The organism is Micromonospora sp. NPDC049366, assembly GCF_044466625.1.
Classification (GTDB): Bacteria; Actinomycetota; Actinomycetes; order Mycobacteriales; family Micromonosporaceae; genus Micromonospora.
The window spans coordinates 97289-118999 of sequence record NZ_JBITMV010000019.1; the positions used below are offsets into that span (position 1 = coordinate 97289).

The following is a 21711-nucleotide window of genomic DNA, read 5'->3' on the forward strand; positions in this document are numbered from 1 at the left end:
CGAAAACCCGACCCAGCGGGGCGAGGGTGTTCCGGACCACACTGGACGGTCGGTCATCGATGGTAGGAAATAGGCCGACCGCCTCACCACAGGAGACCATCGTGACGCGTCCGCCCCTGTCCCGCCGCACCCTGCTCGCCACCGGCGGCGCCGCCGTCGTCGCCGTCGGGGCGACCGCCGCCGCGCGGCCCGCCGTCGCCGCACCGGCGGAGCCCGCGCCCGTCACCCCCGCCGAGGCGCTGCGCCGCCTGCTGCGGGGCAACCACCGGTTCGTCACCGGGCACAGCCGCCACCCGCACCAGAGCCTCGCCGACCTGCACGAGTTGGCCGCCGGCCAGCACCCCTTCGCGGTGACCATCGGCTGCGCCGACTCCCGGGTCGCCCCGGAGTTGCTCCTCGACCAGGGGCTGGGCGACCTGTTCGACAACCGGGTCGCCGGCAACATCGTCGACGACCTGCTGCTCGGCAGCGTCGAGTTCGCGGTGGAGGAGTTCGGCAGCCCGCTGATCGTCGTCCTCGGCCACGAGCGGTGCGGCGCGATCTCCGCCACGATCGACGCGATCCGCGGCGGCGGCACCGCCCCGGGCCACATCGGCACCATCGTCGCCAGCCTCCGCCCGGTGGTGGAGCCGGTGCTCCACCTGCCCGGCGATCCGGTGGAGAACGCCGTGCGGGCGAACGTCCGGGCCCAGGTGCGCTCGCTGCTCGCCCGCAGCCCGATCATCGCCGAGAAGGTGCACGAGGGGGCGCTGCGCGTGGTCGGCGCCCGCTACGACCTCGACACCGGCCGGGTCACCCAGCTCGACTGAGACCGGACGCGACGGTCGGCGGCCCCATCCCGGCGGGCCTCCGGCCGGCCCCGTCACCCGCCCTTGACGTGGGGCGCCCGTCTGGCGAGCAGGAAGACCGCCAGCACCACGACGACGATGGCGAACACCTCACCGGTCACCGCCATCGGTCCGACCCGGATCGCCTCGTCCAGCCAGATCAACCCGACCGCGATGGCGACCAGCGGGTCGGTGACGGTGATGGCCGCCAGGGCGGGCGCGCCCATCGGCCCGGCCTGGTAGGCGTTCTGGCTCAGCAGCACACCGAACGGACCGAGCACGGCGATGGCGTACGTCTGCCACTGGGTGAAGACGCCGAGCGGGCTGCCGTGCAGGTGGAACGCCAAGCTGCTGATCAGACCAGCGGTGACGCCGTAACAGATGCCGGCGGCGATGGCCAGCGGCATCGGCCGCCACTTCCGTTTGAGCTTCACCGCCGACAGCACGCAGGCCCCGACCGACAGGACCACGGCCGCCCCGAGCAGGAAGGCCGACCAGAAGGACTCCAGCCCTCGCCCCTGGCCACGACCCGGCTCAGCGATCACCAGGAACGCGGCGAGCCCGAACAGACACAGGGTGGACTCGGCCAGGATGGTGCGGTCGGGCCGGTCGTGGGCGAACGCCGCGAACAGCAGCACGTACCAGACGAGCCCGGTCACCAGCAGGGGTTGCACCAGGATCAGCGGAATGAGGCTCAGCGCCGCGACCTGGAGCGCGAACGCCAACGCGGCGAACACCACCGACCAGCGCCAACCGCGAATGCGGACCAGCCGCACCAGCAGCGACGGCCGCCCGGGCTGCTCCTCGGGCACCTGCTTTCCGGCACGGAACTGCAGCACTCCCGATACGGCGAACGCGGCAGCGGCAGCCAGGGCGATGGGTACGCCCGCTACCAGATCTCCGGTATCGCTCACCGCGCGTCAACCGGACGGGTCACCTGACTCCCCCTCACCGTGTCGTTCGCGCCTGCTGCCGTCCGGCGGATGCGCCGGGCCGGGACGAGCGGATCGTCCGGTCGCGGCTTCCCCGGCGGGCCCGGCTTAAACGGGCCAGCCCGGCCGGACGACCACCCGGAACGGGCCCTCCTGTCCGGCACTGCCGGCAATCGCCTCAGGAACCCGCATATTGGTCATTAAGCTGACGATTGGTCCGAAGGGCGTTCATCGCCCACCGCCGCGCACCGCCTGGGAGCAGCCGACATGTCAGCGATCGCCCCCGCACGGCCCGGGTATCTCCGGGCGGCACTCCTGCGTCTGCGGCTGGGCGTGCCGGGCGAGGGCGACCGCGCCGGCGACGGCGAGCGCGAAGCCGAGGACCGCGATCGGCGTGAACCCGGGCCGGACGCGGTCGCCGAGCAGCAGCCAACCGGTGATCGCCGGCGCCACGGTCTGCCCGACGATGGACGACGCGGAGGCGACCGTCACCGAGCCGCGTTGCAGCGCGGCCGCGTAGAGCAGCACACCGGTCAGGCCCGCGAGCAGCACAGCGTACGTGGCGGGGTTGCCGAACAGCGCGCCGGCGCTGTCGGCGCGGGCGAGCAGCCGGGCACCGAGCGCCGCGGAACCGAACGACAGGCCGGCCAGCACCCCGGGAATGGCCGGGCCGCACATCCGGGGACTGCTCAGGTACGCGCCGACGGCCACCGCGACGACCACGCCGAGCAGCCACCAGCCGGCGCTGACCGGCACCTCGCCCGGTGGCCCGGCCTCCGCGGAGAGCACCAGCAGCACCAGGCCCGCGATCACGCCCGCGATCGCCGTCCAGTCCAGCACCGTGAGGCGGACCCGCAGCACGATCATGGCGATGAGCGCCACCATGCCGAGGTTGGCCGCTCCGACGGCCTGCACCGCGAAGATCGGCAGCATCCGCAGCGCAGTGAACGTCAGCAGCGACGACGCCCCGTCGAGCGCCAGGCCGGTCGCGTACGGGCCGTTGCGCACCAGCCTCAGCAGGAGCCGCGGGTCCAGGTGCGCGGTCGCGGACAACCGGCGCACCCCGATCGACTGCAGGATGGCGGCACTGGCGCTGCACAACGCGGCGCCGATCGCCAGAAAGAAGCCCACAGCCATGTCAGGATCCCGGTGTCGTCGGCGCCGGACAGGGCCGGCGAGGGCACCTGGGCATACCCACCTGTGGGCGGGTATGCCCCCGGTGGGTCGAACCGGGTGGGTGACCCGTGAGCGCGCCGGGTCAGCCGGCCCTTCCGGACTACGGCGAACCGGTCGCCCGCCGGGTCCTGGTGGTCTCCGCCGACATCGGCGGCGGGCACGACGCGACCGGCCGCGCGCTGGAGGAGCGGGTCCACGCCCTGTGGCCGGGCAGCCGAGTCGGCTGGGTGGACACACTTGAGGTGATGGGGCCGGGAGTCGGTCGGGGGTTCCGGCGCACGTACGTCACGAACGTCGGAATGACGCCCTGGCTGTACGAGTTCTTCTGGGCCTCGCTCTGGCGCCACCACTGGTTCGCCGTTGCCGCGAAGTGGTTCACCGGCGCCTGGGCGGGTCGCCGGCTCGCGCCCGTGATCGAGGCGTTCGACCCGGATCTCATCGTCTCGACGTACCCCCTGGGCAGCGCGGGCCTGGCCTGGCTGCGCCGCCGCCGCGGGCTCGGCGTGCCGGTCGGCGCCTGGGTGTCCGACTTCGCGCCGCACCCGTTCTGGGTGTACTCCGACCTGGACCTCAACGTGGTGGTCCACCCGGCGGCGCTGCCCGTGGCCGCGGTCGCCGCCGCCGGTGCGCCGCTGGGGGTCTGCGCCCCGCCGGTGCTCGAGACGTTCCACCCGGGCGACCGGGTGGAGGCGGCCCGGCGCTGCGATCTCGACCCGGAACGGTCGGCGGTCGTGGTGGCCTGCGGCTCCTACGGCTTCGGCTCGGTCGAGGAGGCGATCCGGGCGCTGGTCGACATCGGCGACGAGGTGCAGGTGGTCGCGGTGTGCGGTCGCAACGAGCGGTTGGCCGAGCGATTGGCGGCGCTGGAGGTGCCGCCGGGGCGCCTGCTGGTGCGGGGCTGGGTCGACGACATGCCCACCCTGCTGCGGGCCGCCCGGCTGCTGGTGACCAACGCCGGCGGTGCGACCGCCCTGGAGGCCCTGGCCACCGGCACGCCGATCATGATGTACCGGCCGATCGCCGCGCACGGGGCGGCCAACGCGGCGTTGATGGCCGCCGCGGGGCTGGCCGAGACGGCACACACCCCGCAGACGCTGGTGTCCGGGGTCCGTACGCGGCTGCGCCAGCCGGCCCGGTCGGTGCTGGCGCCGTCCGAGGCGTCGCTGCCGGACCTCGGCCTGCCGGCGGTCGCCCGGTCCCGGCAGCCCGACGGAGGCCCGACCGGGCCGTACGGCGGGGGTGGCGGCGCGCGCGGCGGACCCGACGGCCACGGGCCCGACGGTGGGCGGGCGCGGTCCGCCGTGCGCCGCCTCCGGCGGCGGGGCACCCGCGGACCGGCGAGCTGGCCGCTGCGCGCGCAGGACGCGTTCTTCCGGCACGTCCAGACGTCGTCGGAGGCCCAGCAGATCGGTACGGTCCTGGAGCTCGGCCCACGCCCCGACGGCGGGCCGTTGACCGGGGCCGAGCTGACCCGCCTGCTGGCCGGGCGGCTGCCGGCGATCACCACCCTGCGCCGCCGCCTCGTCGACCGGGGCCGCTGGCGTCGGCCCGGTTGGGTGGTCGACCGCTTCGTCGACGCGGGCGCCCACATCGACGAGGTGCACGTCCGCCCCGGGGACGACGGGAGCGCGGTGATCGACGCGTTCTGGTCCGACCCGCTGCCCCTGAACCGCCCGCCCTGGCGGATGGTGCTGGTCCGCGGCCTGCCCGACGGGCACACCCGGCTGGCCGTCAAGATGCACCACAGCCTGGGCGACGGCCTGAGCGTCATCGCCGTGCTGCAACGGCTGATCGACATGGACGAGCCCGCCGGCTCGGCGCGGGAGGCCGGTCCGCCTCGCGCCGCGGCGGGCCGGCCGCCCGCCGCCCGGTTGGGCACCGCCCCCGAACCGGCCGGCCGGGGCCGGACCCGGGAGGCCGCCCGCCGGGTCGGGCGCACGATCCGCGGGCTGGCCCGGCTGGCCGCGCAGGGCTCGGCGCCGCGTACGCCGCTCAACCGCCCGCTCTCCTCGCCGCGTCGCCGGTTGGTGACCGCCACGCTGTCCGCGCCGGACGTGCTGCGGGCGGCCCGCGCGTGCCACGCCCACGCGAGTGAGCTGATGCTCGCGCTCACCGCCGGCGCGCTGGCCACGGCGCACCCGGCGCCGACGCCGGACCGGCTGCGGGCGATGTTCGCGGTCTCCCACGACCCCCGACGGCGGGCACCCACCCAGGGCAACTGGACGGGAGCGGTCACCCTCGACCTGCCGCTGGTGACGATGCCGGCGACCGCGCGCATCAACGCGGTCCGGCGGGCGCTGCGCGGCGCGCTGGGCAGCGGTGAGGCCGAGGCCGCCGGGCTGGTGATGCGGGCCATGGGCGCCCTGCCCGCGCCGGTGCACGCCGCGCTGGCCCGACGGGTCTACACGAGCCGCCGGCTGAACGTGGTCGTCTCCTACGTCCCCGCGCTGTTCCAGGCGCGGCTGGTCGGTGGCGCGCCGATCCGGTCGGCCACCCCGGTGGTCGCCCTCGCCGACGGGGTGCACCTCGGCATCGGGGTGCTGCGACGCGGCAACGGCTTCGAGATCGGCGTGATCCTCAACGAGGCCCTCGCGGACGTCGGCGAGGCCTTCGCCGTCGCGCTGCGCGACGGCCTGGACGACCTGCTCGCCGAGGTCGACGGCGCCGCGGGCGCGCCCCCCACGGTCGGCGCGGTGGGCGTGCGCCACGGTGGCCGCCGCACCGGCGGCGACGGCGGCACGGCGGTGCTCGGTCCCGAGGGCGGCGTCGGCTACCGGCGGGTGCCCGGCGCGGCTGTCCCACCCGGGGTGCCCCGGTGCGCCTGACCGGCGCGGTGGTGCTGGTGACCGGCGCGTCGTCCGGGATCGGGGCGGCGTTGGTGCGCCGGCTGTCCCGGGCCGGATGCCACGTCGTCGCGGCCGGCCGGGACGCCGACCGGCTCGGCCGGCTCGCCGCGGAGACCGGCGCCGACCCGCTGCTGTCCGACCTGAGCCGGCCGCACGCCGGCCGGGACCTCGCCGAGCGGGCCCTGGCCCGGCACACCCGGGTGGACGTGCTGATCAACAACGCCGGCGTCGGCTGGGCCGGGCCGTTCGCCGGGATGGCCGACTCGCTCGCCGACCACCTGGTCGCGGTGAACCTGCGGGCCCCGATCGAGCTGACCCGGGCGCTGCTGCCCGGCATGTGTCACCGGGGCGGTCACCTGGTCTTCGTCGGCTCGATCGCGGGCCGGTTGGGGGTGGGCGGCGAGGCCGTCTACGCGGCCACGAAGGCCGGCCTGGACGCGTTCGCGCAGAGCCTGCGGCTGGAGCTGGCCACCCGTCCGGTGGGGGTGACCACGCTGGTGCCCGGGGTGGTGGACACCGACTTCTTCGTCCGCCGTGGGCAGCCGTACCGGCGGCGCCGGCCCCGCCCGCTGCCACCCGACCGGGTGGCGGACGCGGTGGCCGCGGCGATCACCCGGGACCGCGCCGAGATCTACGTGCCGGGCTGGCTGCGACTTCCGGTGGCGGTGCGGGGAGCGCTGCCCGGGGCGTACCGCCGGCTGGCCACCCGCTTCGGCTGAGTCGTCGTCGCCGTCGTCCCTGCCGCATCACGTCGTCCGCCTTGGACCCGGCAGTCGCGTGGGGACATACACCATGAACCAACCCATATACATCCACCGTCCGGATCTCCTCCTCCGGTGATACGGCGGACGCGTCGTGATCTTATCCGCGCCATGATCCCTAACACCGCGCAAGACCGTCGATCGATCGTCGACGGCTTGCGCGGAGAAGCGCTCCCACAGGGAGTCGCGTTCGATCGATGAGCTCCGCAAGGGAGCACATGGGAGGAGCCTCGTGGCTACCAGCACGAGCAGCAACAGGCTGCGACGACTAGCGATACCGACGCTGGTCTTCGCCCTGATCACCGGTGGCACCGGTGTCGCGGGAACGGCGTCGGCGGCACCGCCGCGGGGTGACGGCAACGGCGCCGGTTACTTCACTGCCGGGTCCGACGGGAGAGTCACCCTGACCGACGGGGCCGACCGCCGACCCGGTGGGATCCGTGGGTCCACGCCGACGGCGGCCGCGGACCGGACCGCCCCCGGCGGGTACATCGTCGAACTGGCCGACGAGCCCCTGACCACGTACGCCGGCGGCGTGTCCGGTCTGGCCCGGACCCGCCCGGCGGCGGGCAGCCGGCTGGACGTGACATCGACGGCCTCGCAGGCGTACCGCAGACACCTCGACGCGCAGCGGCACGCCGTGGCCGCCGCGGCCGGGGTTCAGGTCGGCGCGGTCTACACCACCGCCTTCAATGGTTTCTCGGCGGAACTGACCAGCCAGCAGGTGTCCACGCTGCGGGCCGACAAGCGGGTCCGCGCCGTCACCGCGTCGCGCCTGCTCGGCACCCCCGCCACGCCGACCCCCGCGAGCACGACGCCCGCCGCCACCCCGACGCCTGCCGCCCCGGCCGGGGCGGACCCGCAGGCGACCGGTCCCGCCGGTCCGCCGACCAAGCCGGTCGAGCCGACCAAGCCCGGCCCCGGTACCGGTGCGGGCATGGTGATCGGCGTGCTGGACACCGGCATCTGGCCGGAGAGTGCGTCGTTCGCCAAGCGGATGCCCGCCCCGGCGACCTGGCGCGGCACCTGCCAGACCGGCGTGGCCTTCGTGGCCGAGCACTGCAACGGCAAGATCGTCGGCGCCCGTTACTTCGCCGACAGCTGGCTCGCCTTCGGCGGCTCGGTGCCCTCCGGCGAGGTGCTCTCCCCCCGCGACATGTCCGGGCACGGCACGCACACCGCGTCCACAGCCGCCGGGCTGCCCATGCCGGACGTCACGATCGACGGTCGGCGCTTCGGTCCCGTCTCCGGGGTGGCCCCCGACGCCCAGATCGCCGTCTACAAGGTGCTCTGGGGCGGCCGGGGCTACGACGCCGACATCATCGCCGGCATCGACGCCGCCGTCGCCGACGGCGTACAGGTGATCAACTTCTCGATCGGCACCGAACTCGGTGACTGGGAGGCCAACACCCCCATCGGGATCGCGTTCCTCAACGCCAGGCTGGCCGGGGTGTTCGTGGCGGCGTCGGCGGGCAACACCGGCATCGTGAGCGGGGCCATCAGCAACGCGGCGCCCTGGGTGACCACGGTCGGCGCGGCAGTGACCAAGCTCGACGAGGCCACCGCCAAGCTGGGCGACGGCACGAAGCTGGTCGGCGGCTCGCTGGACGCGCTGCCTGACGGCGGCCGGACGCGACCGATGGTCTTCGGCGAACAGGCCGGCTCACTGGAGCGGGGCTCCGCGTACTGCGAGCCGGGCAGCCTCGACCCAGCCAAGATCAAGGGCAAGGTGGTCGCCTGCGCGCTGTCCGACATGTTCGGCTCCGTCGCCGAGATCAAGGCCAAAGGCGGGGTCGCGATGGTGGTGTTCGACCCGGTCGGCAACTACCGGATCAACTCCATCTTCACCTTCCCGGTGGTCTACCTGCCGACCGAGAAGCAGGCCGGCACGTTGTTCACCTACCTGATGCGCCACCCCACCGACGCGACCGTGTCGTTGCGTGCCGGCGGCGACGGCTCCAGCGTCCCGGGCATACCCAGCGTCGCGGACTTCTCCTCCACCGGACCGGACAAGGTGACGACCGGCGTCTTCAAGCCCGACCTGGTGGCACCGGGGTCGAACATCATCGCCGCGGTTTCCCCGGCCGGCAACTTCGGACGGCAGTACGACGCGTACTCGGGCACCTCGATGGCCTCGCCGTACGTGGCCGGCGCGGCAGCGATCCTGCGCGCCACGCACCCGGACTGGTCACCGGGCGCGATCGCCTCGGCGCTGCGCACCACCGCCACCGACACCGTCGGCACCAGCAGCCCCCTGGAGCAGGGCAGCGGCTTCATCAACCTGGCCGGAGCCAAGGACCCGGGCCTGGTCATCGAGCCGACGGCGGCGGAGCTGACCGCGTTCAGCGAGACGGCCCAGCCCGACGGCAAGGAACTCAACCTGCCGGCCATCTCGCTGCGCGAGTACGACGGCACCCGCCCGGTGACCCTCACCCGCACCCTGACCAACGTGGGCACGGCACGGGAGACCTACCGTTCGTCGGTGTCCGGCCTGGCCGGGATGAAGGTCACCGTGACGCCGGCATCGGTGACGCTCGCCCCCGGCAAGTCCGCGACGGTGACCATCACGCTGCGTCGGGGCAGCGCCCCGTGGGACCGGTACGTGACCGGGTCGATCACCTGGAAGGGCAAGGCTCACAGCGCCCGGATCCCGGTCGCCGCCCGCCCCTGGGGAATCACGCCCCGACCGTACGCCGACGACGGGGAGGAGTTCGGCCGGATGACCAACGGCGCCTTCGGCAGCCTCCAGCCGGGCTTCACGGGTCCGCTCGCCGGTCGCAGCACCGGCTACACGCCCATGCGGCGTACGTCGTACTCGATGCCGGCCGGCGTCAACGGCGGTGTGTTCGACCCGAGCGCCACCGGCGTGAAGAAGATCGACTTCACGGTGCCCGCCGACACCGCCGGCATCATCGTCGAGGCCGACACCGACGACCCGTCCACGAACCTCGATCTCTACCTGTACAAGGGCGACACCCTGATCTACAGCAGCGACAGGTTCTGGACCAGTCTGGAGCAGGCGTACAAGTTCCTGCCCGAGCCGGGGCGCTACACCGCCTACGTGTTCGCGAAGGTGCCCGGTGGTCCGGTCGTGGACTTCGAACTGCGCCACGCCATCATCGGTCGGAACGCCAGCTACTCGGATGCCACCCTGACGCTGCCCGCCACCGTGCAGCGCGGTGAGACGCTCAACTTCACGCTGAAACCGAACAAGCCGCTGCCCGAGGGTGAGTTCTGGGCGTACACCGAGTACAACACCGACGGGGCGGTCGTCCCCGGCAACCTCGTCTACACGCGACAGAGTTCCTGGCAGTAACCGCGGTCGGGTGTGGGGCGGTGCCGGGCGCACCGCTCCGCGCTCGCCACCACCGGTCGGACGTCGCCGCCCCGGGTCGGGTGAGCCGGACGGCGGAGGGGGTGGACCGGGGACGACGGGTGTCGAGGACAGGTGTGCGACGGCCACACCTCGACACCCGCGCGTCGGCGGTCTAGTTGAGCCGGGCCGCCCGCATCGTCTCGCGCAGTGACGCCATGGTCGCCAGCACGGCGGTCGGCTCGTACCCGCAGTGGGCCATGCAGTTCGCGCAGCGCGCGTCCCGGCCTCGCCCGTAGCTGTCCCAGTCGGTCTGCTCCACCAGCTCCCGGTAGCTGGACGCGTACCCGTCGGACATCAGGTAGCAGGGCTTCTGCCAGCCCAGCAGCGAGTACGACGGGATGGCCCAGGCCGTGCAGGGAAAGTCGACCTTCCCCTCCAGGAAGTCCAGGAACAGCGGCGAGTGGTTGAGCCGCCACCGGGCCCGGCGCCCACCGGAGAACGCCTTGCGGAACAGCTCCCGGGTCTCGGTGATCCCGAGGAAGTGCTCCTGGTCCGGCGCTTTCTCATAGGCGTACGCCGGGGAGAGCATCATCTCGTCCACCCCGAGGTCGTCGTTGAGATAGTCGAGCACCTCGATGACGGTCTGCGGGGTGTCGGTGTTGAAGAAGGTGGTGTTGGTGGTGACGCGGAACCCCCGCCGCTTCGCGTCACGGACCGCCTCCACCGCGGCGTCGAAGACGCCGTCCTTGCACACCGACGCGTCGTGCCGTTCGCGCAGCCCGTCGATGTGGACGGTGAACGCGAAGTACGGCGACGGCCGGAACTTGTCGATCTTCTTGGGCAGCAGGACCGCGTTGGTGCAGAGGAAGACGAACTTCTTACGCCGCACCAGCTCCGCGACCATCTTGTCGATCTCGGGGTGCATCAGCGGTTCACCACCCGCGATGGAGACCATCGGCGCGCCGCACTCCTCCACGGCGGCGATCGCCTCCTCCACCGGCATCCGGCGCTTCAGCAGGTTCGCCGGCTGCTGGATCTTGCCGCAGCCGGCGCACTTCAGGTTGCAGGCGAACAGCGGTTCCAGCTCCAACAGCAGCGGGAACCGCTTGCGCCGACGTATCTTCTGGCCGGCCAGGTAACTGGCGACCCGTAGGCTCTGACGCAACGGCATACTCACGGCCGTACCTCCTTCGGCAGGGTGAAAACCACGTCCTCCACGGCAGCGGTGTGCTCGCTCACCTCCCTCGCCCCGAGCGCGGTGAGGGCGGCGACGACCTCGTCGACCAGCCCGGGCGGCGCGGACGCGCCGGCGGTGACGCCCACCGTCGCGGCGCCGGCGAGCCAGCGCAGGTCGATGCCGCTCACGTCGTCCACCAGGTGCGCGCGCGCTCCGGCGCGCTCGGCCACCTCCACCAGCCGGCGCGAGTTCGAGGAGTTCGTGGAGCCGACCACCAGGACCAGGTCGGCGCGCCCGGCCACGGCGGTGATGGCCCGCTGCCGGTTGGTGGTGGCGTAGCAGATGTCGTCCGAGCCCGGCCCGGCCAGCGCCGGGAAGCGCCGGCGCAGGGCGTCCAGGATCCCCGCCGCCTCGTCCATCGCGAGGGTGGTCTGCACCAGGTAGGACACCCGCTCCGGGTCGTCGACCTGCACCGTCTCGGCGGCCGCCGGGTCGGGCACCAGCCGGATCCGCCCCGGCGCCTCGCCCAGCGTGCCCTCGGTCTCCTCGTGGCCCTCGTGCCCGATCAGCAGCACCGTGTCTCCCCGGCCGCTGAACCGGCGGGCCTCCGCGTGCACCTTCGTCACCAGCGGGCAGGTGGCGTCGATGACCGGCAGCCGCCGCTCGGTGGCCTCCTGGCGTACGGCGGGCGACACGCCGTGGGCGGAGAAGATGGTCAGCGCGCCGTCGGGCACCTCGTCGAGTTCGTCCACGAAGACGGCGCCGCGGGCCTGCAGGTCCGCCACGACCCGGGCGTTGTGCACGATCTGCTTACGGACGTAGACGGGCGCCCCGTGCCGGTCCAGCGCCTGCTCCACCACCGCGATGGCCCGCTCCACGCCCGCGCAGAAGGAGCGCGGCGAGGCGAGCAGCACCTGACGGACGGCGGAGGCCGCCTCGGCCCACTCGGTGAGGGCCGCCGCCACCACCGGCAGCACCCGCAACGCGGCGCGCACCCGGGCCAGGGTCGCCGGCCGGTACAGCGAACCGGCGGCCGTGTCGGCGACCACCCGGACGCACGCGGTCGGCCGGTCCGCGCAGTCGGCGAGCAGCCACGCCGACTCCTGGTCGGCGACGAGCGCGCCGTCGGCGGCCAGCCGGTCCCGGGCCACTCCGTCGGCCAGCCGGTCGGTGCTCACCACCGGGCCGATGTGGACCCGCAGGCCGCGCCGGCGCAGCGCGGCCGCGAGCAGGGCGGCGTCCGGCATGCGGATCTCACCGGCGGGGGCGTCCGGCGCCGACGGGTCGGCGCGGACCACGCTCGCCACCACGACGTCCCCGGTGGCCAGCCCGGGCGCGAGACCACCGCCGATGCCGGCCACCGCGACCGGACCGGTCCCGGCCGGGCGGCGGGCGGCGGCCGAACGGGCGTGGCGCGGCCCGATGCCCGTCCGGCACAGCGTCAGCCGCTCGTGCGGGTCGGTCCCGTCCAACCCGCGCCGCAGCGCCGACATCTCCGGCCGCATCGGCGCGTAGAGCGTCCACGCCTCGACGGCGTCCGGCACGGCGGGCCGGATCACCGGGTCACCGTGGCCGACACCTCGGGCACCGTGGCCTCGACGGCGCTGTCGCGCGCGCCGAGGATCCGGCCGAGCGCGCTGACCGGGAAGACCAGCCGGTACAGCCCGTAGTTGATGTAGAAGTCGCCGGGGAAGCCGGTGCCGGTGAACTGCGGCTCGTCCCAGCCGCCGTCCGGCCGCTGGGTGTCGACGAGCCAGCGTACGGCCCGGCCGGCCGCCTCGCCGTCGCCGTGCCCGGCGGCGTGCAGCGCCAGCAGCGCCCAGGCGGTCTGCGAGGCGGTGGACTCGCCCCGGCCGATCCAGGCCGGGTCCCGGTAGGAGCGCATGTCCTCGCCCCAGCCTCCGTCGGCGTTCTGGTGCGTCAGCAGCCACTCCACGGCCCGCCGGATCGATGGGTGGTCCGGTCGTACGCCCGCGGCCACCAGCGCCGGCACCACCGCCCCGGTCCCGTACACGTGGTTGGCGCCCCACCGGCCGAACCAGGAACCGTCCGGCTCCTGGGCGCGCAGCAGCCAGTGCACACCCCGGCGCACCGGCACGGTCCCGCCGAAGTTCTCCGCGACCAGCGCCTCGACGACGTGGGCGGTCACGTCGGCGCTGGGCGGGTCGATGACCTCGCCGAAGTCGCAGAACGGCAGGTCGCCGAGGACGGCGCGGGTGTTGTCGGCGTCGAACGCCGCCCAGCCGCCGTCGCGGCACTGCATGCCGAGCAGCCAGCGGGTGGCCCGCAGCACCGGCGCCTCCACCGGTACGCCGGTGCGCCGCAGGGCCATGATGACCTCGGCGGTGTCGTCGGTGTCGGCGTACCCGTCGTTGTCGAACTCGAAGGCCCAGCCGCCCGCCGGGGTCCTCGGCCGGCGCACGGCCCAGTCGCCCCGGACCCGGATCTCCTCGTCCCGCAGCCACCTGCCGGCCCGTTCCAGGGCGGGGTGGCCGGCGGGCAGCCCGGCGTCGGAGAGCGCGATGACGGCGAGGGCGGTGTCCCACACCGGGGACTGGCACGCCTCCAGCCGCCGGACCGTGCCCTGCGGCGTCTCCTCCCGCACGGTGAACCGTTCGAGGCCGGCCAGGCCGGCGCGCAGCACCGGATGGTCCAGGGGGTAGCCGAGCAGGCGCAGGGCCATGATCGAGTAGACCCAGGGCGGCTGGATCCCGCCCCAGGACCCGTCGGCCTCCTGCCGGGCCACGATCCACTCGGCGGCGCGGCGCAGGGCGTGCCGACGGACCGGGCCGCGGGCGATCCGCTCGTAGCCGCTGGCCATCCGGTCCAGCCGGTACAGCAGACCGGGACGGCTGCCCAGTCGCGGCGGCCGGGTCCGCGGCGTGGGCGTCCGCAGCTCGTCGATCGGGAAACCGAGCGGACGCACCGGACGCAGCGCACGGACGATCGACAGCGGGACGATCGTCTGCCGCGCCCAGCAGGCGAAGTCGTAGACGTTGAACGGCATCCACGACGGGAAGAGCACCAGCTCGGGCGGCACGGCGGGCAGCCGCGACCACGGCCACTCGCCGAACATGGCCAGCCAGAACCGGGTGAACACCCGGCTCCGGGCGATCCCGCCGTGGGCGCGTACGAACGCGGCGGCGCCCGCCATGTGCGGCGCGTCGAGCTCGTCACCGGCCAGCCGCAGGGCCAGGTACGCCTCGATGGTGGTGGAGAGGTCGCCCGGACCGCCGTGGAAGGTGGCCCACGAGCCGTCCGGGCGCTGCTGGGAGCGGATCCAGCGGGCGGTCTCCTCGGTCTGCTCGGCGGTGCGGATGCCGAGGAACTGCCGCAGCATCAGGTCCTCGGCGTCCATGGTCACGTTGGTGGCCAGCTCGCCCTTCCACCAACCGGCCTCGTCCTGCAGGTCGAGCAGGTGGTCCCGGGCACGCCGCAGGGCGGCCCAGGAGGCGTCGGCCGCGTGCGCTCCGGCGGCGCGGTCCGCGGCGGCGGACGTGGTGGTCTGCGAGGACAGCAGCTCGGTCATCAGTGGTCCCGCCCGGTGATGAAGTCGGCCACGTCGGAGAGTTCGCCGCGCACGTCGTCCGGCAGGTCCAGCGCGTCCAGCTCGGCGCGCGCCCGCTCGGTCTCCTGCCAGGCCCGCTGGGACGTCCACTCGCGGGCCCCGGTCGCCTCGACCAGTCCGCTCGCGCGCACCACGTCCTCGTCGCTGAGCGGCGCCGGTGAGCGGTAGAGCTCGGCCAGGGCCGCGGCGGCGGCGTCGCCCTCGGCGAGGGCCCGGACGACGGGGATGCTGCGCTTGCGGGCCCGCAGGTCCGACCCGACCGGCTTGCCGGTGCGCCGCGGGTCGCCCCAGATGCCGAGCACGTCGTCGACGAGTTGGAAGGCCAGCCCCAGGTGGAAGCCGAACCGGGACAGCCCGTCGACCAGGGCGGTGGGCGCGCCGCATAGCAGCGCCCCCAGCGCGCACGACCCGGCCAGCAGGGCGGCGGTCTTGTCGCCGACCATGGTGAGGCACTCGTCGAGGGTGACGTCGTCGCGCCGTTCGAAGCTCAGGTCGGCCATCTGCCCGGCCATCAACGCCCGTACGTCCCGGGCGAGCCGCTGGGTTGCCGCGCCGCCGCCGGGCGCCTCGATGAGCGCCTCGTACGCGAGCCCGATCAGGGCGTCGCCGGCGAGGATGGCCGGTCCGACGCCGAACACCGTCCACGCGGTGGGGCGGTGCCGACGCTCGGTGTCGCCGTCCATCACATCGTCGTGCAGCAGCGAGAAGTTGTGCGCCAGCTCGACCGCCGCGGCGGCGGGCACCCCCTGCGCGGGCGCGGCACCCGCCGCCCGGGCCGACAGCAGCGCCAGGGCGGGACGCAGACCCTTGCCCTGGCTGGCGGCGGGCGTCCCGTCGGCGTCCCAGTAGCCGAGCTGGTAGCCCGCGACCAGCCGGTTTCCCGCGTCCAGACGGTCCAGCAGCGCCCGGATGGCCGGCTCGACGTGCGTCTGGATCTGGTCGCTGCTGCGGCTGCGTACAACGGTCATCGTGCGGCCTCCGTGTGGTGTCGGGGCCGGGACACGAGTTGCCGGGCGAGGATGTCGGCGGCCTGCCGGCCGCTGCGCACCGCGCCCTCCATCGTGTCCGGCCATCCGGTGTCGGTCCAAGCGCCGGCCAGTACCAGCCCGGGCAGGCGAGTGGTCGGAGCCGGCCGGTACGCCCGGGTGCCGGGAGCCTGCCGGAAGGTCGCCCGTGGTTCCCGGCTCACGAACGCGTCGCGTACCGGGGTGTGTCGGGCGGCCGGGAACAGCTCGGCGAGCGCCCGGCGCTGGGTGTCCACCAGTTCGGCGGCCGGGCGGTCGATCTCGGCGTCGGCGGCCGACAGCGACACCACGAGGTGCTGCTCGTCGCCGGCGTCCGGCGCCGACCGGTCGAAGATCCACTGTGCCGGGGACTCCACGGCGGCGGCCATGGTGAGGCGGGTGACCCGGCGGGCGTAGCGCAGGTGCACGTTGACGATCGGCGCGGCCCCGAGGCGGTGCCACTCGCCCGCGCCGGGCGCGGCGGCCGGTGGGACCAGCGTGGCCGCGACGTGGTGCGGCACCGCCAGCACGACCGCGTCGGCGGCGATCTCGCCGCCGTCCACGGCGACGCGGTACCCGGTGGGCTCGGGCTGGATCCCGCGCACCCGGGTGCGCAGGTGGACGCGGGCGCCGAGCCGGTCCAGGACCCGCCGGGCGGCGACGGCGTGCAGGTCCACCAGGGGCACCAGGGGACGGCCGATGTCACCGGCGTCGGCGGCCTCGAGCAGGCCGGTGCGGAAGACCCGGGCGGCCAGCGCCAGGGACGCCCGCGAGCTGGGCAGGTTCAACGCCGCCACGGTGATCAGGTCCCAGAGCCGGTGCAGGGCGCGCCGGCTCTGCCCGCGCGCGGTGAGCCAGTCGCCGAAGGCGAGCTGGTCGGTGGCCGGCGCGTCCGGGTCGACGTGCCGCAGGGCGGCGCAGGCGCGGGCGGCGGCGATCCGCTCGACGGGGTTGAGCAGCCGGTAGCCGGCCAACGCGGGCAGCAGGTGGGCCGGGGCGGGCAGCCGACGCCGGGCCAGCAGGTGCGGTGGCCGTCCGGGCAGCAGCACCGGCACCGCGAACCGGGGCTGCAACTCCGTCCCGGCGGTGGTGCCGAGTCGCTCCAGCAGCCCCCGGTAAGCCTCGTAGCAGCGCAGGAAGACGTGCTGGCCGGTGTCCACGGTCAGTCCGTCGCGACGGAACGAGTAGGTGGCGCCACCCAGTTCCGGCCGGCTCTCCAACAGCGTCACCGGGTGCCCGAGGTCGGCGAGGCGGATCGCCGCGGCGATGCCGGCCAGGCCGCCGCCGATCACGCAGATCCCGCCGCCGCCGCGCGGCGTCCCGGTGGGCCCGGTCATGCGGAACGTCCGATGAGTGCGCGCGCCGCCACCCAGGCCTTCTCGCGGCCGGGCAGGGAGACGCGGCTGCGGGTGACGGCGAGGGGGTCGGCCGCGATCCGGACGAGCAGGCGGCGGTAGATGCCGGCCATGGCGGCCGTGCAGGCGGCGCTGCGTCGGTCCAGCAGCGGCAGCAGCCGCAGGCCGGTGTCGTACCAGCGGGCCGCCCGGGCCGCCTCGAAGCGGATCAGCTCGCTCAGCCGGTCGGGTGGGTCGGTGAACCCGACGCCGCCCAACTCCAGCGTGCAACCGAACCGGGCCAGGTCGTCGGCCGGCAGGTAGATCCGCCCGTCGGCGCGGTCCTCGACGAGGTCGCGCAGGATGTTGGTCAGTTGCAGCGCCACCCCGAGCGCGTCGGCGAGGGGGGCCGCGGCCTGCGGGTCGGCGGAGCCGAAGACGCCGAGGGAGAGCCGACCGATGGAGCCGGCCACGCAGCGGCAGTACCAGTGCAGGTCGTCGAAGGTGGCGTAGTGCCGGCCGGTGACGTCGGCCGCGCAGCCGTCGATCAGCTCGTCGAAGGCGTCCAGCGGGATGGGCATCCGGGTCGCCGCGTGCCCGAGGGCGGTGAGGACCGGGTCGCCGCCGCCGTCGGCGGGCAGCCGGTGCAGCGCCGCCCGGGTCTCGTCCAGCCGGACCAGCTTCTCCGTCGCCGGCAGGTCACCGTCGCCGATGTCGTCGATCCGCCGCGCCGTGGCGTAGATGGCCGAGAGGGCGCGGCGCTTGGCCCCGGGCAGCAGCCGGATACCGTACGCGAAGTTGGCGGCCTGGCTGCGGGTGATGTCCTCGCAGCGGCGGTAGGCGGCCTCGACGCCGACGGTCGCGGTCATCCGGCGCTCCGCACGGTCGCGGACGCGAGGCGGCGCAGCATCCGGCCACGGCGTGGGCGGACGGTCCACCGCAGCGGGTCGTGGTCGACCTCGGCCAGCGCGTCCAGGGTCGCCCGGCCACCGGCCAGGTAGCCGCCGACCGCCAGGCGCGCCCAGCCGTGCAGCGCCGAGACGAGCGGGGCGCCCGCGTCCAGCCAGGCGCGGGCGCGTTCCGCCTCGAACGCGATCAGTTCGCGCAGGGCCCGGCTGGCCGCCGGTCGGGCCAGCTCGTCCTCGCCGACCCCGAACCGCGCCAGGTCCTCCGCCGGCAGGTAGATCCGGCCCCGCCGGTGGTCCTCGGCTACGTCCTGGAGGTGTTCGACGAGTTGCAGCGCGGTGCAGATCCGGTCGGAGAGTTCCCGGCGTGCCTGGCCGACCTGGCCGAACACGTGCAGCACCAGTTCGCCGACGGGGTTGGCGGACAGGGTGCAGTAGTCGACCAGCTGGGCGAAGGTCTCGTAGCGGGTGACGCGCTGGTCGACCCGGTTGGCCTCGACGAGCCGGACCAGCGCGTCGAGGGGCAGGTGGCAGTCGGCCACCGTGGACGCGAGCGCGCGGACCACCGGGTGGCTCACCGTGCGGCCCGCGTACAGCGCGCGCAGCTCCGCCTCGACGCGGTTGAGCTCGGCGAGGCGGTCGACGCCGGGTGCCACCGGTTCGTCGCCGACGTCGTCGACGTGGCGGGCGTACCCGTAGATGGCCACGAGGTGACGGCGGTGGCGGCGGGGCAGCACGCGCAGCGCGACGGGGAAGTTCTCCTGCGCCCGGGCCTGGGCGAGCCGGTGCACGGCGGGGACGACCGTCTGCTGGCTCATCCCTGGTCTCCTTCCTCTCGGGCGCGTGGTCGACGGCGGTGGCTCATCCGGGCAGCGCGGTCAGCGACTGCGGTGCCCGGGTCCGCGCCCGTACGGCGAGGTCGGCGGGGAGGGTGGACACCTGGTGCAGGACCGCGTCGCAGATGCCGGGCGGGTCGAGCCCGTGCTCGGCGAGCAGACCGCCCCGTTCGCCGTGGGTGATGAACTCGGTCGGCAGTCCCAGCACGCGCACCGGCGTACCGATCGCCTCGTCGGCGAGCGCCAGCGCGATGGCGCTGCCCGCTCCCCCGTCCCGGATGCCGTCCTCGACGGTGACGACCAGGGCGTGGTCGGCGGCCAGGCCGGCGAGCGCCGGGTTGACCGGTCGGACCCAGCGGGGGTCCACGACGGTGCACTCGACGCCGGCCTCGGCGAGCAGGTCCGCGGCGCGCAGCGCGGGCGCGGCCATCGCCCCGACCGCGACCAGGAGAACCGGTGCGCCCGCGGCCGTGCGCAGCACGTCCATCCCGCCGGTCCGGTAGAGCGCGGGAAGGTCGTCGCCGACCCGCGCCTTGGGAAACCGCAGGGCGGTCGGGCCGTCCTGCTGGGCGACGGCCTCCCGCAGCTCCTCCCGGAGGGTGGTCTCGTCGCGGGGCGCGGCGACGCGCAGGCCGGGCACCGCGCCCAGCAGGGCCAGGTCCCACATCCCGTGGTGGCTCGGGCCGTCCGGGCCGGTGATCCCGGCGCGGTCGAGCACCAGCGTGACGGGTAACCGGTGCAGCGCCACGTCGAGCAGCACCTGGTCGACCGCCCGGTTGAGGAAGGTGGCGTACACCGCGACCACCGGGTGTTTGCCGCCCATGGCGAGGCCGGCCGCCGAGGTGACGGCGTGCTGCTCGGCGATCCCGACGTCGATGGTCCGTTCGGGGTAGCGCGCGCCGAACGCGGTGAGGCCGGTGGGGCCGAGCATGGCCGCCGACACCGCCACCAGGTCGGGGCAGTCGCCGCCGAGGGCGACCAGTTCGTCGGCGAAGGCGTCCGTCCAGGTCCGGCCCGGCGCGGTGGCCGGCTGCCCGGTCCCCGGGTCGACGACACCGACGGCGTGCAGCCGGTCGGCCTCGTCGGTCTCGCTGGGCGCGTGGCCGTACCCCTTGCGGGTGACGCAGTGGACGACCACCGACCGGTCGGAGTCGCGGGCGGCGCGCAGGGCCGCCTCGACTCCGGTGACGTCGTGGCCGTCGATGGGGCCGAGGTAGCCGAGCCCGAGGGACTGGAAGATGGTCGGCGCGTCGGCCGCCGGTCCGTCGGGGGCGCCCGCCGTCCGCCGGGCGGCGAGGTGCGCGGCCAGGCCGCCGATGGTCGGGGCGTACGACCGGCCGTTGTCGTTGAGGACGATCACCACCCGGCCCGGGGAGGTCGCGAGGTTGTTCAGCGCCTCCCAGGCGAGCCCGCCGGTGAGGGCGCCGTCGCCGATGACCGCGACCACGGTGCGGCGCGTGCCGTCCAGCGCGTCGGCGCGGGACAGCCCGTCGGCGTAGGAGAGCGCGGTCGACGCGTGGGAGTTCTCCACCAGGTCGTGCGGCGACTCGACCCGTCGGGGGTAACCGGAGAGCCCGCCTCGGCCGCGGAGCTCGGTGAAGCGGCCCCGACGGCCGGTGAGCAGCTTGTGCACGTACGCCTGGTGCCCGGTGTCGAAGATGATCCGGTCGTGCGGGGAGCGGAACACCCGGTGCAGCGCGAGGGTCAGCTCGACCATGCCGAGGTTGGGCCCGAGGTGCCCGCCTCGCCGGCAGACCGCGTCCACGAGGAACGCCCGGATCTCGGTCGCGAGCGCCGGGAGCTGGTCGCCGGTGAGCCGGTTGAGGTCTGCGGGCTGGTTGACATCGTCAAGCAGGGACATCATCTCTCCGTCCGGGCACGCGCGACTCCGCGGCGACAACCGTCTCGATCGCCGTCCGGCGGGGTGGCCGCCGGCGGGGGTCGTGCTGCGACGCTCGGGCCAACCGCACGCTGCGGAGGCGGTGGCCCGCGCCGAGTGCTACGGGTAGGGCCGGGGACAACGGGCCGCTTGGAACCTGCGCAAAATCACCTTAACCCTACTGATCTCTCCTACCGCCTGAAATCGGTTCGAATGCCTCGACCAAGGGGCGGGCGGGGTGGGTCAACCGCCGAGCGCGCGCGTCACCACGGTGACGTCGTCGTCACCGAGCCCCTGGTCCACCGCCCGCCGCCACCGCTCGGCCAGGCTGGCGGCCACCGTGAACCGGTCGACCTCGACCTCGCGCAGGGCCAGGTCCACGTCCTTGAGCGCGAGGTTCAGCGTGTACTGCGGGGAGTAGTCGTCCCGGCCGATCCGCTCCAACTTGTCCGCCGCCCACGGCGAGACCAGGGGCCCGCCCTGCAACGCGCCGATCACCGTGGCCCGGTCCAGGCCCAGCGCCCGGCCGAGCGCGAGCGCCTCGGCGATGCCCTCGGCGAGGAAGGCGAGCAGCAGGTTGTTGGCGAGCTTCAGCCGGGATCCGGCGCCGACCGGTCCGGCCCAGACCGTACGCTGGCCGACCGCCTCGAAGACCGGGGCGATCCGCTCGCGGACCTCCGGCGGGCCGGAGGCGAGCACGAGCAACTTCCCCTGCTCCGCCGGCCCCCGACTGCCGGCCACCGGGGCGTCCAGCAGGACGACGCCGGGCCGCCGCTCGGCGACCAGCCGGGCGACCCGCTCGGTGCCGTCGACGCCGATCGTGCTCATCTGGGCCCAGATCGCGCCGTCCGGGACGGCCGCCAACATCCCCTGGTCGTCGGCGACGGAGAGCACCGCGTCCGCGTCGGTCACCATGGTGATCACCACGTCCGCGCCGTCCACCGCGTCCGCCGGGTTGTCGGCCACCCGCGCGCCCTGCTCGCCGAGCCGCCGCGCCCGCTCGGGGCGACGGTTCCAGACGACCGTGGGCAGGCCGGCCCGGACGATGCTCGCGGCCATCGGCTCGCCCATGCCGCCGAGTCCGAGTACGGCCACCCGCTGCGTGTCCGGCATGCGTACCTCCTCCTTTCCCGGCAGCGTAAGGGCCTGA

15 protein-coding genes are annotated in these 21711 nt (G+C 74.6%); 4 read left to right on the forward strand and 11 right to left on the reverse strand.

The window, feature by feature from the left end; genetic code table 11:
- Positions 1 to 101: 101 nt before the first annotated feature.
- Positions 102 to 809: a carbonic anhydrase gene (locus ACIBTV_RS25080; protein ID WP_396708654.1), complete on the forward strand. Its 708-nt coding sequence runs from the start codon at positions 102 to 104 to the stop codon at positions 807 to 809.
- Between the two features lie 53 nt (positions 810 to 862).
- Here ACIBTV_RS25080 and ACIBTV_RS25085 read toward each other — a convergent pair whose 3' ends face one another.
- Both ACIBTV_RS25085 and ACIBTV_RS25090 read right to left on the reverse strand, forming a co-directional pair.
- On the reverse strand, positions 863 to 1741 hold the full coding sequence (locus ACIBTV_RS25085) for a DMT family transporter (RefSeq protein WP_396708656.1): 879 nt from the start codon (positions 1739 to 1741) through the stop codon (positions 863 to 865).
- Between the two features lie 288 nt (positions 1742 to 2029).
- Positions 2030 to 2896 carry a hypothetical protein gene (locus tag ACIBTV_RS25090; RefSeq protein WP_396708657.1) on the reverse strand — a complete coding sequence of 289 codons (867 nt, stop codon included), beginning with the start codon at positions 2894 to 2896 and terminating at the stop codon, positions 2030 to 2032.
- Positions 2897 to 3003: 107 nt separating this feature from the next.
- Between ACIBTV_RS25090 and ACIBTV_RS25095 the strand changes: the two genes are divergently transcribed.
- The 3 genes from ACIBTV_RS25095 (at position 3004) to ACIBTV_RS25105 (ending at position 9858) form a co-directional block, all read left to right on the forward strand.
- Positions 3004 to 5760, forward strand: coding sequence for a wax ester/triacylglycerol synthase domain-containing protein (locus ACIBTV_RS25095; RefSeq protein WP_396708659.1), 2757 nt, complete (start codon positions 3004 to 3006; stop codon positions 5758 to 5760).
- The gene (locus tag ACIBTV_RS25100) at positions 5751 to 6500 is read left to right on the forward strand and encodes an SDR family NAD(P)-dependent oxidoreductase (protein WP_396708660.1); all 750 of its coding nucleotides are present in this window, start codon (positions 5751 to 5753) and stop codon (positions 6498 to 6500) included. The genes ACIBTV_RS25095 and ACIBTV_RS25100 overlap by 10 nt, the downstream gene beginning before the upstream one ends.
- 274 nt (positions 6501 to 6774) lie before the next feature.
- Positions 6775 to 9858, forward strand: coding sequence for a S8 family serine peptidase (locus ACIBTV_RS25105; RefSeq protein WP_396708662.1), 3084 nt, complete (start codon positions 6775 to 6777; stop codon positions 9856 to 9858).
- A gap of 172 nt (positions 9859 to 10030) precedes the next feature.
- Here the strand turns inward: ACIBTV_RS25105 and hpnH are convergent, their stop codons facing one another.
- The 9 genes from hpnH to ACIBTV_RS25150 all read right to left on the reverse strand — a co-directional run bounded on the left by hpnH (position 10031) and on the right by ACIBTV_RS25150 (position 21674).
- A complete protein-coding gene (gene hpnH / locus ACIBTV_RS25110) occupies positions 10031 to 11029 on the reverse strand; it encodes an adenosyl-hopene transferase HpnH (RefSeq protein ID WP_396708776.1) in 999 nt (332 codons plus the stop codon).
- A gap of 2 nt (positions 11030 to 11031) precedes the next feature.
- Positions 11032 to 12594: a 4-hydroxy-3-methylbut-2-enyl diphosphate reductase gene (gene ispH / locus ACIBTV_RS25115; RefSeq protein ID WP_396708664.1), complete on the reverse strand. Its 1563-nt coding sequence runs from the start codon at positions 12592 to 12594 to the stop codon at positions 11032 to 11034.
- Positions 12591 to 14564 carry a squalene--hopene cyclase gene (gene shc, locus ACIBTV_RS25120; protein WP_396708666.1) on the reverse strand — a complete coding sequence of 658 codons (1974 nt, stop codon included), beginning with the start codon at positions 14562 to 14564 and terminating at the stop codon, positions 12591 to 12593. Before shc ends, ispH begins: the two co-directional genes overlap by 4 nt.
- Positions 14564 to 15571 (reverse strand): polyprenyl synthetase family protein, encoded by a 1008-nt coding sequence (locus ACIBTV_RS25125; RefSeq protein ID WP_396708668.1) that lies wholly within the window; start codon positions 15569 to 15571, stop codon positions 14564 to 14566. Before ACIBTV_RS25125 ends, shc begins: the two co-directional genes overlap by 1 nt.
- Entirely contained in the window at positions 15568 to 16944 is a 1377-nt protein-coding gene (hpnE, locus tag ACIBTV_RS25130) for a hydroxysqualene dehydroxylase HpnE (protein ID WP_396708670.1), read from the reverse strand. Before hpnE ends, ACIBTV_RS25125 begins: the two co-directional genes overlap by 4 nt.
- Positions 16941 to 17810 (reverse strand): presqualene diphosphate synthase HpnD, encoded by an 870-nt coding sequence (gene hpnD, locus ACIBTV_RS25135; protein ID WP_396708672.1) that lies wholly within the window; start codon positions 17808 to 17810, stop codon positions 16941 to 16943. The genes hpnE and hpnD overlap by 4 nt, the downstream gene beginning before the upstream one ends.
- Entirely contained in the window at positions 17807 to 18664 is an 858-nt protein-coding gene (gene hpnC, locus ACIBTV_RS25140) for a squalene synthase HpnC (RefSeq protein WP_396708674.1), read from the reverse strand. The genes hpnD and hpnC overlap by 4 nt, the downstream gene beginning before the upstream one ends.
- A gap of 43 nt (positions 18665 to 18707) precedes the next feature.
- Positions 18708 to 20543 carry a 1-deoxy-D-xylulose-5-phosphate synthase gene (locus ACIBTV_RS25145; protein ID WP_396708676.1) on the reverse strand — a complete coding sequence of 612 codons (1836 nt, stop codon included), beginning with the start codon at positions 20541 to 20543 and terminating at the stop codon, positions 18708 to 18710.
- 261 nt (positions 20544 to 20804) lie between these two features.
- Complete coding sequence (locus ACIBTV_RS25150; RefSeq protein WP_396708678.1) at positions 20805 to 21674, reverse strand: NAD(P)-dependent oxidoreductase; 870 nt, start codon at positions 21672 to 21674, stop codon at positions 20805 to 20807.
- Positions 21675 to 21711 lie beyond the last annotated feature (37 nt).